The organism is Hallella multisaccharivorax DSM 17128 (assembly GCF_000218235.1).
Lineage (GTDB): Bacteria > Bacteroidota > Bacteroidia > Bacteroidales > Bacteroidaceae > Prevotella > Prevotella multisaccharivorax.
Genome location: NZ_GL945017.1, coordinates 221,147 through 238,044 on the forward strand (window position 1 = coordinate 221,147; position 16,898 = coordinate 238,044).

Annotated in this window: 8 protein-coding genes; 7 read left to right on the top strand and 1 reads right to left on the bottom strand. The window is 51.1% G+C overall.

What is annotated here, in order from left to right; genetic code table 11:
- The first annotated feature begins 136 nt into the window (after positions 1 to 136).
- The 6 genes from PREMU_RS01405 (at position 137) to PREMU_RS01430 (ending at position 11,795) form a co-directional block, all read left to right on the top strand.
- Entirely contained in the window at positions 137 to 3,352 is a 3,216-nt protein-coding gene (locus PREMU_RS01405) for a SusC/RagA family TonB-linked outer membrane protein (RefSeq protein ID WP_007572551.1), read from the top strand.
- A 41-nt stretch (positions 3,353 to 3,393) separates the two neighbouring features.
- Complete coding sequence (locus PREMU_RS01410) at positions 3,394 to 5,193, top strand: RagB/SusD family nutrient uptake outer membrane protein (protein ID WP_007572552.1); 1,800 nt, start codon at positions 3,394 to 3,396, stop codon at positions 5,191 to 5,193.
- An 81-nt stretch (positions 5,194 to 5,274) separates the two neighbouring features.
- Positions 5,275 to 7,149 (top strand): hypothetical protein, encoded by a 1,875-nt coding sequence (locus PREMU_RS01415; protein WP_007572553.1) that lies wholly within the window; start codon positions 5,275 to 5,277, stop codon positions 7,147 to 7,149.
- A gap of 100 nt (positions 7,150 to 7,249) precedes the next feature.
- Complete coding sequence (locus PREMU_RS01420) at positions 7,250 to 9,460, top strand: glycoside hydrolase family 43 protein (RefSeq protein WP_007572554.1); 2,211 nt, start codon at positions 7,250 to 7,252, stop codon at positions 9,458 to 9,460.
- A gap of 1 nt (position 9,461) precedes the next feature.
- The gene (locus PREMU_RS01425) at positions 9,462 to 10,472 is read left to right on the top strand and encodes a family 43 glycosylhydrolase (RefSeq protein ID WP_156803926.1); all 1,011 of its coding nucleotides are present in this window, start codon (positions 9,462 to 9,464) and stop codon (positions 10,470 to 10,472) included.
- 288 nt (positions 10,473 to 10,760) lie between these two features.
- Positions 10,761 to 11,795, top strand: a complete 1,035-nt coding sequence (locus tag PREMU_RS01430; RefSeq protein ID WP_007572556.1) for a malate dehydrogenase — start codon at positions 10,761 to 10,763, stop codon at positions 11,793 to 11,795.
- A 160-nt stretch (positions 11,796 to 11,955) separates the two neighbouring features.
- On the opposite strand, the gene priA is transcribed toward PREMU_RS01430, so the two are convergent.
- On the bottom strand, positions 11,956 to 14,226 hold the full coding sequence (gene priA / locus PREMU_RS01435) for a replication restart helicase PriA (RefSeq protein ID WP_007572557.1): 2,271 nt from the start codon (positions 14,224 to 14,226) through the stop codon (positions 11,956 to 11,958).
- Positions 14,227 to 14,435: 209 nt separating this feature from the next.
- Here priA and PREMU_RS01440 point away from each other — a divergent pair, with 209 nt between their 5' ends.
- Positions 14,436 to 16,160 carry an alpha-amylase family glycosyl hydrolase gene (locus tag PREMU_RS01440; protein WP_007572559.1) on the top strand — a complete coding sequence of 575 codons (1,725 nt, stop codon included), beginning with the start codon at positions 14,436 to 14,438 and terminating at the stop codon, positions 16,158 to 16,160.
- Positions 16,161 to 16,898 lie beyond the last annotated feature (738 nt).

The window sequence follows — 16,898 nt, forward strand, 5'->3', positions numbered from 1 at the left end:
TACTTTTGCAGCGTATCCTTTGCAGGAAACGCGCATGTGTCATCGTGCGAATGACCAGGGAGACAGGGAGAGATCGTCCCCCCTAAAGATACGAAGACCAAGAAGAATTATTTTATAAAACTAAAAACAGATTAATATGAGGAAACAATTATTCTCAGTGATGCTTTGTCTGGGAGCCGTTGGTGGAATGGCAATGATGCCGTCACCGTTGCGAGCTTCTGTCACACAGAGCCAGACAATCAAGGTCAAGGGCCATGTTGTCGATGAGAAAGGCGAACCGCTTATCGGTGCCACTGTTAAGGTAAAGAATTCCAAAGAGGGTGGAGTAACCGATTTGGATGGAAACTTTTCGGTTGATGCACCTTACAATGCTACACTTGTGGTGAGCTACATTGGATACAAGGACCATGAGGTTGCTGTGCGCGGGCGTACTATCATCGATCAGATTCAGTTGGAGCAGGATAACCGCACGCTCGATCAGGTTGTGGTTGTCGGTTATGGTACACAGAAGAAGGCGGACCTGACGGGGTCCGTAGCTGTCGTCGATGCAGATGAGATGAAGAAAGTGTCCAACTCGAACATCTCCACGATGCTTGAAGGTAAGGTCGCCGGTGTGCAGGTTACTTCTGACGGTCAGCCGGGAGCTGACCCGTCGGTTCGCATACGTGGTATCGGTACTTTTGGGTCTCAGGCGCCTCTCTATGTCATTGACGGTGTGCCTGTCGGTACTACTATCCGTGATTTCTCACCAAACGATATTGAGACCATTCAGGTGTTGAAGGATGCTGCTGCCGGCGCCATCTATGGTTCACGTGCCGCTAACGGTGTGGTCATCATCACTACCAAGAACGGTAAGAAGGACCAGCCGCTGCGTCTCGACTATTCTGGTTACTTTGGTGTTGATGCTGCTCCCAAGGGTGTTTACGATCTGATGAATGCCGATCAGTACAGTCAGTATCTGGGTCAGGCCTGTACCAATTCCGGCACTCCTGTCCCGGGCGGCTATAGTCTTGGGAGTGACAATAAGTATCATTTCATGGACGGCACTGATACCGACTGGTTTGATGAGGTGTTCAAGACTGGCACCCGTATGAACCATCACGTCGATCTTTCCGGTGGTGGCTCGCATAATACTTATAATGTAGGCCTCGACTATTTCAATCAGAAAGGGATCATTGAGGGTGCAGGGCCTAACTATGAGCGTTACACTGCCCGTGTAAATAACACTTTCGATACGAAGTTTATCAAGTTCCGCACAGGTCTAACCTATACCCACTCCGATCAGGACAACATGGCATTGAGTAATGCCAGCGAGTATGTTCAGGGCTTGTATGGTGACGTGACGAACGTGCTTCGCGGCACCCTGCTGATGCAGCCTACCATCAAGGCATACGATTCTTCTACATGGGTGCTTGATGACAAGGTCGGCTCTGCTTCCGGATACAAGTATGACGCTTACGGCTATGGCGTCTACTATGACAATATCCACGGAGATATTTCTGCATCTAATCCTTTGCTCGTCAACAATATGCTGACACGAAAGACATTGGTTGACCGCTTCCTTGGTACTGCGTCTGCTGATGTGGACCTCTTCAAGATGGTTGGTTTGCAGAACAAGAACCACAGCCTGCATTACAACATCAATCTCTCTTACAGTAAGACTCATGCCTTTGATAAGACGTGGATTCCTGCATGGATTCAGAGCAACCGTGTGTATTTGGCCAAGAGCAATGAGCGCCTGACCAAAGGCTCCCGTGACTACAGCGACGCCTTGATAGAGAACACGCTTACTTACGATGGACATATCGGTCAGCATAATATTAATCTTGTGGTTGGCCAGACCTTTGAGGATGAACGCACCAATCTGCTCACAGGTTGGGCCAATGAACTTGACGAGCCTTACTTCCTGCAACTTCAGAACGGCACGACACGTGATGCAAGTTCTTATGAGTATAAGCATACACTGGCTTCTTACCTCGCACGTTTGAACTACAACTATGCCGACAAATATCTGCTTTCTGTTATCGTCCGTCGTGACGGCAGCTCCCGTCTGTCAAAGAACATCCGTTGGGGCTGGTTCCCGTCTGTGTCTGCCGGTTGGCGTATCGATAAGGAGAAATGGTTCAAGGTTCCGACAGACATTATTAATATGTTGAAGCTCCGTGGCTCTTATGGTGAACTCGGTAATGAGAATATTGGTGAGTATCAGTACATGGCTACCATGGCACGCAACAACATGAGTTACAGCTTCGGCAACAACGTCGTCACAGGCTCTGCCATTGCAGACTTCGTGAATCAGAACATCGCATGGGAGAAGAAGATTACCTATAACGTAGGTATTGATATGGCAATGTTCAACAACCGTTTGGAGTTCACTGCCGAATGGTACAAGAACCGCGCCAAAGACCTTCTGTACGGTGTGCCTGTCCCTGAGCAGGCCGGTGTCGCCAACACTACAGTTACAATGAATGCTGCTACAATGGACAATAGTGGCTTTGAGTTCTCGGCGACCTACCGTAACTATGACCATCCTTTGAAGTGGGAGGTGACCGGGACCCTCTCTACGCTCCGCAACCGCGTGAAGAGTCTCGGCTTCGGTACCGACTCATACATTTCCGGTGCTTACATCACAGAACCGGGCAAGGAGATCGGTAAGTTCTATGGCTGGAAATATGCTGGTATTATCCGCTCACAGGTACAGTTGAATGAACTCAACAAGCTCGCTGCCGCTCAGGGTAAGACAGAATATCAGCAGGGTGCCAACATCGGTGACTGCTACTATGAGGATGTCAATGGAGATGGTACCATTGATGCCAGCGACCAGACTGTTCTCGGCAGTGGTATGCCTAAGATGAACTTCGGTCTCAGTGCACATCTTGAGTATAAGGGCTTTGATCTTAGCGTCCAGACTTATGGCGCGCTTAACTATCACGTAGCCGATGATATCTATAACAGTCTTAATTCTTGCTACGGTTATGGCAACAAGGATGTTGCTCTGCTTGATGCTAACCGTTATGCAGACGATGGTACCTATCTGTCTAATGTTCCCCGCACATACGCAGCCAACAATGCAACCCTCGCATGGAACGACCTGTTCTCAAGCCGCAAGATTCAGAATGCCGCCTATTGGAAGATTGCTAATGTGGAACTTGGCTATAATATGCCTGACAGGTGGTTCGGTGGCGTGGTCTCCGGCGTGCGTCTTTATGTGTCAGCCCAGAATCTCTATACCCTCACCGGTTATAAGGGTTACAATGTTGACTACGCAGGTGGCGTGTTCACACCGGGCTACAACTTCTGCTCTTTCCCGACACCGCGTACCTTCATGGTCGGTCTGCATTTCTCATACTAAAAAACAATTCATAATAGAACCATTAAAAACGAATATTTTATATGAAACTGTATAAGATCTCTCTGGCTCTCATGCTCGGGCTTGGCGCTGTGACCTCTTGCAGCGATCAGCTGAACGTTGAGAATCCTAACCAGCAGACTTCCGGGACCTTTGGCAATACAGCCAGTGATCTTCAGGAGATCGTTATCGGAGCATACAACCACATCCGTATGGAGGGCTCTTACGCCCGCGTTGGTTACACGATAGATACTACCCGTGGTGATGAGGTGTGGAACTCGTCGCAAGTTTGGTACATGCCGTTTGATGACTATGATCTGCCGGTTACCGGTGATATAGGTTGGTGGGTCTGGCGTGAGTGGTATTACACTATCAATGAGTGCAATCTTGGCTTGTCTAAGATCGGTGATACCGATGATGCCCGGCTCCCTGATACCTATAAGAGAATCAAGGGTCAGCTGCTCTTCCTGCGTGGTTTGTCCTACTACAACCTTACGGGTTACTTCCAGAACGTGCCTTTGATCACGAGCTATGAGACCTATTCTACGCTTGATGGACTTTATGGCACGAATGTCCCTGCCGACTCCACTTCACAGACCCAGTACGACATTGTGCTTGACCAGGTGGAGAAGGACTTTAAGGAGGCTATCGACCTCCTGCCCTCCAAGAGCGAAGGTGGCGAGTGGGCTAAGGGCCGTGCCAACAGCGGTGCAGCAGCCGGTTACTATGCACGTGCGCTGATGCAGCGTCACAAGTATGCTGAGGCTCTTGCGGTGCTGAAAGACATCATGTCCGGCACGTATGGCACTTATAAGCTCATGGCCAATTACGGTGATAACTTCCGTGAGGGTTCAGCTTACGAGAACAATGATGAAAGCCTCTTTGAGGTACAGTTCCTTGACTATGGCACGCAGGGAACCGACGACGAGTGGACTCCTGTAAACACATCCAAGAATGCCACTCAGGGTTCTGCCGTTGAGTCGAACTATGCTCCCGCTGAATATGGCGGCTGGGCGGACCTCTCCGGATCACCCTGGCTGTACAATCTGTTCAAGGCAGAGCGCACGTCCGACAATCATCTCGATCCACGCCTTTACTGGACACTTGGTACTTACGAGTCCGACTGGGACACCAACGATGAGACACTTGGCAATGTGATGTACAAGAACAAGGTGACTGCTACCTCTAATATCCACACCAACAACAACTATGGTGGCATTCCAATCGTCAAGTGGACAAACGCCCGCACAGGTCTTTACGACAAGGTCGTCACCGGCCTTCACGATGGCATCAACCTTCGCCTGATGCGTTACTCTGACGTGCTGCTCCGTGCAGCAGAGTGTGAGAATGAGGTCAACGGTCCTACACGGCAGGCTATCGGTTGGATCAATCAGGTCCGTGAGCGTGCTCACCTGAAGGATCTCAAACTTGCCGACTTCCCGACCAAAGACAAGCTCTTTGAGCAGATTGCCAATGTGGAGCGTCCGAAGGAGTTCGGTTGCGAGTTTGGTCGTGGCTTCGACCTTATCCGTTGGGGATGGTTCTATGACAATGACCGCAAGGCACAGCTCCGTCAGCACGAGGCTTTCCGCCGTTCAGTAGACTTCGCCCAGCATGCACTAACCGATCCCGTTGACGTGTCGCAGATCGGTGCCGACGCTGAACTGAAGAGCTCTTTCGATACATACGTCCAGGGACACGAGTTCATCCCTATTGTCCAGACACTTACCAACAAGAACGGTAATCTTAAGGGCAACTGCGCCAACAACAGTGATGACAGCTACTTTAAGTGGTTCACCGGTAATGGCTTCACGGTTCATCCTGTAGTAGACCTGAGCAAATAGTATATCATGAATAGGGAGCATCCCTTGCATTCAATGAATGGGATGCTCCTGTATCTAAAAACAATAACAGAAACAACGATTATGAGATATCTCAAAAAAATTGCAGGTGTGTTCTGTGGTACAGTTCTTGGCATACTGGCACTGACGGCTTGCGAAGGCGCAGATCTTTACAACAATGATTCGCCAGATTGGATTTCTGAGAAGATAGACTCCATCAACGCAGCCAAGGCTGGGCAGAACAAGGGTATCGAACTGCCTGCAGACATGCACGAGGACGTTTACAGTTTCGGCAGCACCGATTTCACGTCAGGCTGGTGGTCTGCCTTCTCGAAGTATTATGTCATTCCTGACGGAAAGAAGTGGTATGCTCAGTTCAACCTGAACATCAACCCCAGTGACAACACTTACTATAAGAACTTCGCACTGGTTATAACGAACGATGCTCCCCGTGGCGGCGCCGGTTACACCGAGTATGGTGCTTTCCGTTATGATGCCACCAACGACTCTGCCACTTACAACTCTCAGTGGGGGTCCGACCTTTTCTTCAAGTACACCACCAGCAACGCTCCGATGTCTCCCACGGACAATAAGGATGCAGGCTTGCAGAAACTGGGTGGTAAGGTAACATTGATCGTCGACCGTTCCAATCCCGACTCTTTCAAGATTGAGATCAACAACGGTACGGTCATCAAGAAGTACAGTCAGCCGTATGCACTGCGTAACCTCAATGCCGACGCCACGAATAAGAACATCCGCTGCTTCCTCGCTGTCGAGGGTTCTTACATTGACTTCCTCTCATCCAACGTTAAGCCTGAAGGCGGATATACTTCAGCCAAGGACAAGCAGCCTGTCTCCATGACATTGAATAATATTCCTGATGAAGTGGCTCTCGGCACGCCGCTCGACACCGCCATGCAGAACGTGACGGCCACCGTCACTTACGAGGAGGGCGTGACGGCTACCATCCCTGCAAGTCAGCTCTACTTCGTCTCCACTCCTGACATGAGCTCCGAGGGCGAGAAGCATCTGGTAGTTGTTTACGACAAGACCTTCAAAGGTGTGGCTGCCGACAAGCCAATCTCGGCTACAGCCAAATTCATGGTGCGTCAGTTGCCGACATCCATCGAAGTGACCCACCAGCCTGCTCACACACATTATTACTACTTCTCTTCGGATGCAACGAGCGACTTGACCAGCCGTACGCTGGCTCTTGATAAGGAAGGACTGGTCGTAACAGGAACTTATCCCAACGGCAGCAAGGCCGTGATCGACAACGCCAAGCTGACGTTCTCTGAGATTCCTGCAAAGGTAGGGAAGCACACAGTTACGGTCTCTTCGAGCAACGGCAAGACTGCCAGGATTGAAATAGAGGTCAGTCAGTCGAAGTCGACATTTGCAACGCCTGATCCCACAACGCTCGGTGCGGAGGATAACTCTACAGTCTGGTGGGGCGCTCACCTCAATTCGAATGTTGAGGTTCCTGCGGGTGAGACACGTGAGTTCTCATTCACCAACTATACCACAGGCGTGAGCAACTGGAACAACTTCGTTGTCGACCTTGTCAATGTAGCCAAGGGTCACTCTGCTGATGACGCTGCCGGGTATAAGGAGTACGCTGTGGTCCGTTCCGACAACTACGGTTGGGGAGACGGCTATGCCGCAAGTACCCATACGGCTTCTGCCGCAGCCGACTGGGCTTCCTGGCTTACAGAGATGAACGGTGCCAAGGTTAAGGTTTACGTCACCAACTGTAACAATGGCACTGCCGACATCCAGGCTGTGATGACCGGATCACTGGGCAGCGCCTACACGCTCTACTATCTCGGGCTGAACACGATCGATCCAAAAGCGTTGTATGTAGACTTCACGGTTGACAACTGCCATCTTGTTTTCGACAAGACAGCATCGGCCAAGCGACATGTCGCGCACAGAATATACCGGAGTCTTCGCAGATAATAAGAGCTCGAAATAACGGTGAAGCATTGGGAAAGTCACCAGCCGGTGGCTTCCCCGATTTTGCTTTCAATGATTTCTGCTTGACATAACTATTTTTCATATGAATCAATTCAAACTGTTTTTTCCGCTGGCATTGGCACTGCCTGTAACGGTAGGCGCACAGACGACGGTCGGCGACGCTGACCTTGAGGGAGTTTACCGGCTGGAGACTTATAGCCATAGGCTTTCTTGCCATGACCCTTCGATAGTTGTTGACAATGTGACCCATCCGGACTCATGGACCTATTATGTCTATGGCTCTCACTTAGGTCACGGCAGGACCGACGCTGCAAGCAACTATAAAGCCTGGGACGACAGTTGGGCTGCCTACGAGACCGGCGGCTCGGCAAACAGCCTGTTTGCCAATGCTCAGGGCGTCAGAATCAATTATACTGATGCCTACAGCACGAATGCGACAACCAGCGTAAAAGATTATCAGGGAAACACGGTCACATTCGGCAACTTCAATGCCCATGAGTGGCAGGCAAGTGGCAATAAGGTCTGTGGCATGCAGTGGGCTCCTGACGTCATCTACAACAAGACGATGAAGAAGTGGTGTATGTATATGTCGCTCAACGGCGATCATTGGTGCTCTTCCATCGTACTTTTCACGTCTGACAACGTCCAGGGACCTTGGGTCTATCAGGGACCGGTAGTGTTCTCCGGCTTTCAGGGCACTTACACTCACAATGGCTACGGTGCAGCCGATGACTGGAAGCATACGGATCTTGCCATTGCTACAGGCGCCACATCTCTGCCTGAGCGATACAAGGTTGGAAGTAAGTGGGGAACCTACTGGCCTAACTGTATCGACCCGTGTGTGTTCTATGACGATGACGACAATCTCTGGATGAGCTACGGATCATGGTCAGGCGGTATCTTCATGCTGCGTCTGAACAGGGAGAATGGTCTTCGCGACTATCAGTACACTTATGATTATGAGGTCAATGGCAACAAGACGACCATCACTACTGCACATGCCAACTGCACCTCCGACCCCTATTTCGGCAAGAAGATTGCCGGAGGATATTATGTATCAGGAGAGGGCAGCTATATCCAAAAGATTGGTAAACACTGGTTTCTTTTCCTCAGCTATGGCGGGCTGAATCCGGGGGCTGGTTATCAGATGCGCATTTTCCGTGCGGACAAGCCAGACGGACCCTACAAGGATGCTTACGGAACCCCTGCTCTCTACGACAAATACCGCATGAACTATGGCTCTGCTGCCACAGACAACCGCGGTGTGCTGCTCATGGACGGATACAAGTGGGATACCATGCTGACAGGCGAGACTGCACAAGGGCACAACTCTGCCTTCATTGATGAGAAGGGACGTGCATTTGTCGTTTACCACACGAAGTTCACCAATAATTCTTACGGACATGAGGTGCGTGTGCACCAGCTCTTTCTCAATGAGGATGGCTGGCTCGTGGCTGCCCCCTATGAGTTCAACGGTGAGCCTGTCACCAATGAGGCTATCGCGTCCTCAGCATCTGTATCCGATGCGGAGGTCCCCGGCAACTACCAGTTTATCCGTCATCAGTACAATCAGCCTGTAAACGACGGAGCGACGACCACGGTCAATGCGAAGCCCATCAACATTGAACTTCATGCAGACGGGTCAGTCTCGGGTGCCTCTACAGGCGGAAGCGACAAATGGACAAGAAAGGCAGGCACTGATTTCATTACGTTAAGCATTGACGGCGTCGATTATAAGGGCGTGCTGGTGAAACAGCGGCTTGACTATACCAGCATCCCCGCCGTCTGCATTGCAGCCGTCGCCGATGACAACGGATCTACGGAGATCGGCAAGGATTCTTTCACCTATCAGCAGGAGGTATGGGCGTCTAAGGCGGACGCTAAAGCAGCTGTCAAGTATACGCTTGACAAGATCTCCATACCTTTCACCGACGGAGCAACAATCAACAGCAATGTCAGCCTGCCAGAGCAAGGGCTCTTAGGTACCACGATAGCATGGACCTCATCCGACAACAACATCCTTCGCGAAGACGGTACCGTCCTCGGCAATGGTCCCGTGACCTTGACGCTGAAGATCACAAAGGACGATCTGGTTTACACCCGTGAGTACAGCCTCCATGTGGATAAGGGAGGTGAGGGCTCCTACATAGACGGCACAACATCAGGCATCAAAGGCATCAAGACAGGCAGGACGATGACCGATGGCCGCACATTCAACCTCAGCGGTCAGCGCGTCAGCAACAATTATAAGGGCATCGTTGTTGTCAACGGAAAGAAGATTGTCAGAAGGTAACATGTTGATTCAATTATTGATGGGTGCGGCCATTTCGGTGGTCGCATCCTTTTCTACGCCGGTGCCTTTCGTCCATGATCCCGTCATGGCTTATGAGGACGGCACCTACTATGTCTACAGTACTGGCTTTGATATTTCCGAGATGAGATCGAGGGATCTCCATACATGGGATGTGGACCGCGAGGGAGTGCTCCATGGCAAGCTGCCGTCCTGGACGAGGGACAGCGTTCCCGGATTGCGCAACCATCTCTGGGCACCGGATGTGATCAGGTTTAATGGCAGATGGTATATGGCTTACAGCTGCTCCATCTTCGGCAAGAATACCTCCGCCATAGGGCTTCTTTCCAACGACCGCCTCAGCAACAGGCAGGGATGGCGGGATGAGGGCTGCATCATCGCTTCGCGCGGAGGCAGGGACAACTGGAATGCCATTGATCCTAACTTCGTTATTGATGACAACAACAATCCGTGGATGGTCTGGGGATCGTTCTGGGATGGCATACAGTTGATAGCGCTTGACAGCAACATGCATGTCAGGGCAGGAGCAAAGCCGAGGACCATTGCCCGCCGCTTTGCCTTCAATCCCCGAGACATCCCAGAAGCCGAAGGAGGTTCCCACCATTTCGCTCCGGGCAACTTCCCCCAAGTCGCCGGTCAGAATGCCATAGAAGCGCCGTTCGTCTTTAAGCACGATGGTTATTATTACCTTTTTGTCAGTTGGGATTATTGCTGCATGGGGATGAAGAGTACTTATCGGGTTGTTGTAGGCCGCAGCAAGTCAGTCGAAGGGCCGTACCTCGACAATCGAGGCATAGACATGATCAATGGCGGTGGTGTGCCTGTCATTGAAGGAGATAAAGTGAAGTATGAGGCAGCCGGTCATTGCGCCGCCTATAACATCAATGGGCGTGACCTCTTCATCTGTCACGGCTATAACATGGAGCTGGGCGGTCAGTCGGTGCTCGTGGTCAAGGATATCGACTGGAAGGACGGTTGGCCCGTGCTGAAGTAAGGCTTGTCCCAAGACCATACAGCAAAAGTGCAGTTTGATCATTACGGGGATACGTTTGACTGGCAGCATGACCACGCTTTGGTCATCGTATGACCACGCCTTGGTCATCATGTGACCACGCCTTGGTCAACATACGGGTTCATAATGACAGTCTGCCAAACACACATTGCAAAGCAGAAGGTTTTAATATTATACAACATTTCACAACGAAAAAAAGCAATCACTTCTATCGTTTTTTCTATACCTTTGCAAGCGAGAATAGAAAACTTTTATAATACAAACTAAGTTATGAAGTATTTAACAAATGACAAGCTCCTTATCGTCGGCGCAGGCGGTATGATTGGTTCCAACATGGTTCAGACAGCCCTCGCGTTGGGCCTGACTCCAAATGTGTGCCTCTACGACATTTATGAGCCCGGGGTGCACGGTGTCTTCGATGAGATGGAACAGTGCGCTTTCCCCGGCGCTAACCTCTCTTACTATGCCCCCGCAGTGGAGGACATGAATGATCCCAAGAAGGTGGCCGAGGCTGCCAAGAAAGCTTTCACTGGCGCTAAATACATCATCTCTTCAGGTGGTGCTCCCCGTAAAGCTGGCATGACCCGTGAGGACCTGCTCAAGGGCAACTGCAAGATCGCAGCCGACTTCGGTGAGAACATCAAGAAGTACTGCCCCGACGTGGAGCACGTGGTGGTGATCTTCAATCCTGCTGACGTGACGGCTCTCACAGCCCTCATCCACAGCGGCCTGAAACCCAATCAGTTGACTTCACTCGCTGCTCTCGACTCTACTCGTCTGCAGCAGGCTTTGGCTCACGAGTTCGGCGTGCAGCAGGACAAAGTCACCGGCGCCCACACCTATGGCGGTCACGGTGAGCAGATGGCTGTCTTCGCTTCTCAGGTGAAGGTCGACGGCAAGCCCCTCGCTGAGATGGGCTTGAGCGACCAGCGCTGGGCTGAAATCAAGCACGCTACCACACAGGGCGGATCCAACATCATCAAGCTGCGTGGCCGCAGCTCTTTCCAGAGCCCTGCCTACTGCGCTGTGAAGATGATCGAGGGTGCCATGGGCGGCGAGCCTTTCACACTGCCTGCCGGCTGCTACGCCAACCTGCCTGAACTCGGTATCAAGAACGTGATGATGGCACTGCCCACCACGATCGACAAGACCGGTGTGCACTATACCACTCCTACCGGTACTAAGGAGGAGATGGCTGAGCTACAGAAGAGCTACCAGCATCTCTGCGATATGCGCCAGGAGGTCATCGACCTCGGTATCGTGCCTCCTATAGAGAAGTGGAGTGAGGACAACAAGAACCTGTAAAAAAAACACTGTTTACACACATATTATTAAAGGTGTACCGTCAACTATGGCAGTACACCTTTTTCTTTCTAATCAACCCATTGCCTGTGTTTTCATAGAGCCATTTCAATGCTGAAGTGGGAGCATGGAGGTAATATGTCAATCAGCGTGAGGGAAAGGATTAATCGGGATCCACGTCGAAATAGATTTGCACCGACTTATAACAAGCCTGAGCGGTGATGGCATCACGCGCCGCATAGAGTGCCCAATGCATTTTTCGCAGATCGATGCCTAACTCAAGTTTCAACACGATCTTTCGGATAAACATTGTCTTCACACGGGCGATGGCCGGCTTGTCGGGACCCAAAACACGGTCACCAAAGAGTTGACGCAGCTTTCCACCAAGTTCCTGTGCCGCCATCTCCACAATTCCTTCTTGCTTGTGCCTGAGAAACACATAGACGACGTGGGAGAATGGAGGATAGCGAAAGAGCGCACGCTCCTCGAGAAGATCATTGAAGAAGCCAGTGTAGTCGTTGTGAACCACCTGACGGATGACTGGCAACTTCGGGCTGCGTGTCTGCAGGATGACGAGCCCGCGCTTGCCCTTGCGTCCCGCGCGCCCAGCCACCTGACTCATCATCATAAACGCATGCTCATAGGCACGGAAGTCAGGATAGTTGAGCATCGTGTCGGCATCGAGGATCCCGACCACCGCCACCCTGTCGAAGTCGAGCCCTTTGGAGATCATCTGGGTACCGATGAGCACATTGGTCTTTCCCTCTCCGAACTCGTTGATGAGCCGTTCATAAGCGCCACGTGTGCGGGTGGTGTCGAGGTCCATACGCGCCACACGCGCCTCGGGAAGCTCGACACGCACGAGATCCTCAATCTTCTCCGTGCCATAGCCCCGGTCAGAGAGATGCGGATTGCCACAATTAGGACAAGTCTCAGGCACCGGCATGGTGAAACCACAGTAGTGGCAAGTGAGCAGGTTGAGCCGCTTATGGTAGGTCAGCGACACGTCACAGTTGCGGCATTTAGGCGTCCAGCCGCAGGTAGGACACGACAGCACCGGCGCAAAACCACGGCGGTTCTGGAAGAGGATGACCTGCTTGCCTGCCGACAGCGCTTCGCGCATGGCAGCGAGCAGACGGGGCGAGAACGGTCCCGTCATCATCTTGCGGTGGCGGAGGTCCTTCGTGTCGACGACCTCTATCTCCGGAAGTTCGATGTCTTTGAAACGCGTCGTGAGCGTCACCAAGCCGTATTTTCCCGTCGTGGCATTGTAATAGCTCTCCATCGAGGGCGTGGCTGTGCCGAGGAGGGTCTTGGCGCCTGACATCTGCGCCATGACGAGTGCCACGGAGCGTGCATGATAGCGTGGCGCCGGGTCCTGCTGCTTATAGCTTGTCTCGTGCTCCTCGTCGATGATGACACGTCCGAGCCTACGGAAAGGCAGAAAGACGGCACTGCGCGCGCCGAGGATGATGTCGTATGGAGCATCGGAGAGTTGCTTACGCCATATCTCCACACGTTCTGCATCGCTATATTTGGAATGGTAGATACCAAGCCGTGAGCCGAAGACCCGCTGCAACCGCTGTGTCATCTGCACCGTCAGCGCAATTTCCGGCAACAGATAAAGTACTTGCTGACCACGGTCGATAGCTTCTTGGATGAGATGGATATAGATTTCTGTCTTCCCGCTCGACGTGACACCATGGAGGAGCACCACATTCCTGGTGGCCCACTGTTGTACAATCTCCGCCTCTGCCTTTGCCTGAGCATCACTCAACGGGCTGATACGCTCTGGATGTGGGGCGGCTCCACAGCTGTTGAGCCGCCCCACAACATGCTCGTAGGTCTCAACAAACCCCTGATCGGCCAGTCGCCTGACGGTATCGTAGGTGCAGTGAGCCTCATTCATCAGTTCTTCACGCGTGACTACGCCGCTACACGCAGCACCACCGTGAGTATTGCTGCTGAGAGACAGGAGCGTGCGGAACGTCTGCTGCTGACGCGCCATGCGCCGGAGCATCTCCACGGCGACCTTCTCACCCTCCACCCCTGCGAACTTCCTGCTGACGCGCACGCAGGTCTCTGTCCGTGGCCGGTAGCCAGACTCGGCTTTCAGTCCCGCCGGCAGCGCGGCATTCATCACCTCACCTAAGGGCGACATGTAATAATCGGCGATCCAACGCCACAGCCTCAGCTGACTTGGGAGAAGCACGGGGGCATCGTCGAGCACCGTCAATACCTCGCGTATCTTATCGGCGGCAAGGTCCGGTTTGTCATCATGGACACGCACTGCCATTGCCGCATAGGTCTTACCCTTGCCAAAAGGGACAAGCAAGCGCATGCCCATGCTGATTCGCCCTGCAAGCTCATCGGCTATGGTGTAGGTGAAAACGTCCTGTAAGGGTAACGGCAATATGACATCAACGTAACGCATAACGGTGCAAACTTACATAAAATTCCTCGAACTTTACGCCAGTTAGATAAAAAAGTTAAGGTCAAAATCTGCATTGCTTATGTACAAACACGACTGGGAAATTACCGATAAATTCCCTCGCATTAAATACTGTTAATATTTGTTTGGACTGTCTACAAATGAACTATCATATAGTCTTGTTAAAAATGTAATTAAAATCCATTAAGGAAATGAAGAAGTTTATTACACTGCTCTTTACTTCCCTGCTGTCATTGAGCGTATGTGCCAGGGATTGCGGTCCCAAATGGTTGGAGAAAGCCGTGTTCTATCAGATTTACCCCTCCTCCTACATGGATACTGACGGAAACGGCATCGGTGATCTTAGAGGAATTATCCTGCGGCTCGATTACATTCAATCGTTAGGGGTGAATGCCTTATGGTTGAATCCTATCTTCGAGTCGGGCTGGTTTGATGGAGGATATGATGTTATTGATTTTTATAAGATTGACCCTCGTTTTGGTACGAACAGTGATGTTGTCACACTTGTTCGGGAGGCGCATAAGCGGGGAATCAAGGTCTGTCTTGATCTTGTAGCCGGGCATACAAGTGACAAGTGCGCATGGTTCAGGGAATCGATGGGGAAAGATCGCAACCTGCGTTACAGCGATTATTATATCTGGACCGACAGCATTTCTGACCAAGATAAAAAAGACATCGAACTGCGCAAGCAGGATCCTAATCCAGCTTCCAGCACACGTGGTAAGTTTGTTGATGCGGATGCTCCCCGTGCAAAATACTACCTGAAGAATTATTTTGCCTGTCAGCCGGCATTGAACTACGGTTATGCCCATCCTGACCCGAATCATCCGTGGGAACAGAGCGTTGATGCGCCGGGGCCACAGGCGGTAAGGAGAGAGATGCGCAATATCATGGCATTCTGGATGGACAAAGGCATTGATGGCTTCCGTGTAGATATGGCACAGTCGCTGGTGAAAAATGACTATGACGGAAGCGAACTGAAGAAGTTGTGGACGGAGATGCGGCAGTGGAAAGACAGGTATTACCCGGAGTGTGTCCTCATCTCCGAGTGGTCGAGACCGACGGAAGCTATCCCCGATGGTTTCAATATCGACTTCATGATGCACTTCGGAATTCCAGGATACCCTTCTCTGTTCTTTGCAAAAGACACTCCATTCGGCGAGCGTCATTCTTACCCCTATTGCTACTTCGACAAGTCGGGCAAAGGCATAGTAAAGGAATTCATCGAGAACTTTTCCGAAGCTTATGCCAAGACACGCAGCCTGGGATACATTGCCCTGCCGACAGCCAATCATGATTTCCAACGTATGAACATAGGGACGCGCAATACGCCCGACCAGCTGAAAGTTGCATTTACGTTCCTCCTGACCATGCCTTGCATACCTTTTATATATTATGGTGACGAAATCGGCATGATCTCCCAGCGTGATTTGCCGAGCAAAGAAGGAAGCAATGAACGCTCGGGTAATCGTACGCCTATGCAATGGACACCGGGCCCCACGGCCGGATTCTCCACCTGTCGTCCGGAACAGCTTTATTTCCCCGTGGCAACGGATGGAGGAAGGATTACCGTGTCAGAAGAAGAGAAAGACAGACATTCGGTGCTGAACTTCGTGCGCTCGCTGGTGGCACTACGACAGTCGTCAGCAGCTCTGGGCAATACGGGTGACTGGCGGCTTCTGAGCGATGTCGACAAGCCTTATCCGCTGGTTTATCAGCGTAGTGCTGGTGATGAGACTTACATCATCGCCGTAAATCCAAGTAGTGCTTCTGTCCGTGTGAGCCTCCCAGCCATCTCTTTCTGTAAGGGGAGTATCGTTTCTCTCGTAGGAAAAGCTTCATGCAAGCCGGAGAAAGGCAAGCTGGACATAGGGATGGGCGGCGTTTCTGCAGCTGTCTTCAAGCTGAAAGACTGAACGGTAAGAAAGAACAAGAGACACTCAGGTACAGGTGTCTGTCTGTACGTTGAAAATAAAGATTATTAATTGTGAATATGTAAATTAGATTTTGGTTATTTGGTTACATTCAGTTTTAGTTATTTAAAGTGACTTTATTGACTGTTTACAGACAAATATTATAGAACAAGGATTTTTCAGGGTAACACAGACAAAAGTGCTCCGTGTAGCAGTAACTGCTATCTGACATTTTTATCTCAGTTTTTTATCACAGTTTTCAGGGTAAACAAGGAGAGTATGTTCCGCTTCGGTGGAATATACTCTTTTTTATTACCGTCCGCTGAAAAAGGATTGCACTACCCAAGCTGTTATACATAAGTCTGTTTAAAGGACTCCTGCGGACGACACCGGTTGGCTTCAGCAAGAATACTGCTACGGACGACATCGTCGGTACCGAGATGATGCAGCCTCTAAACTTCAGTTTTCACCGATCTTCACTCCACAGATAAACATTTCAAAACTAATTAATCGACTCTCCATCACGGTTAGAGTTTGTGCCCGTCACCATTGGTGATTGCCCCTGTATCAGGTGACATCTGGGACTGACAGGAAACAACCTTGTCTGTCCCTTGCATGCTTGCTGCCATTGCTGTTCGAAACTGCAGTTCCATCTTCTTCCACTAAACTTCGGCTTGGCATAGTCCATGGGACTGGAATATATCTCGCCAACTTACCCTTCCTGTAACAGAAATCCCGGTT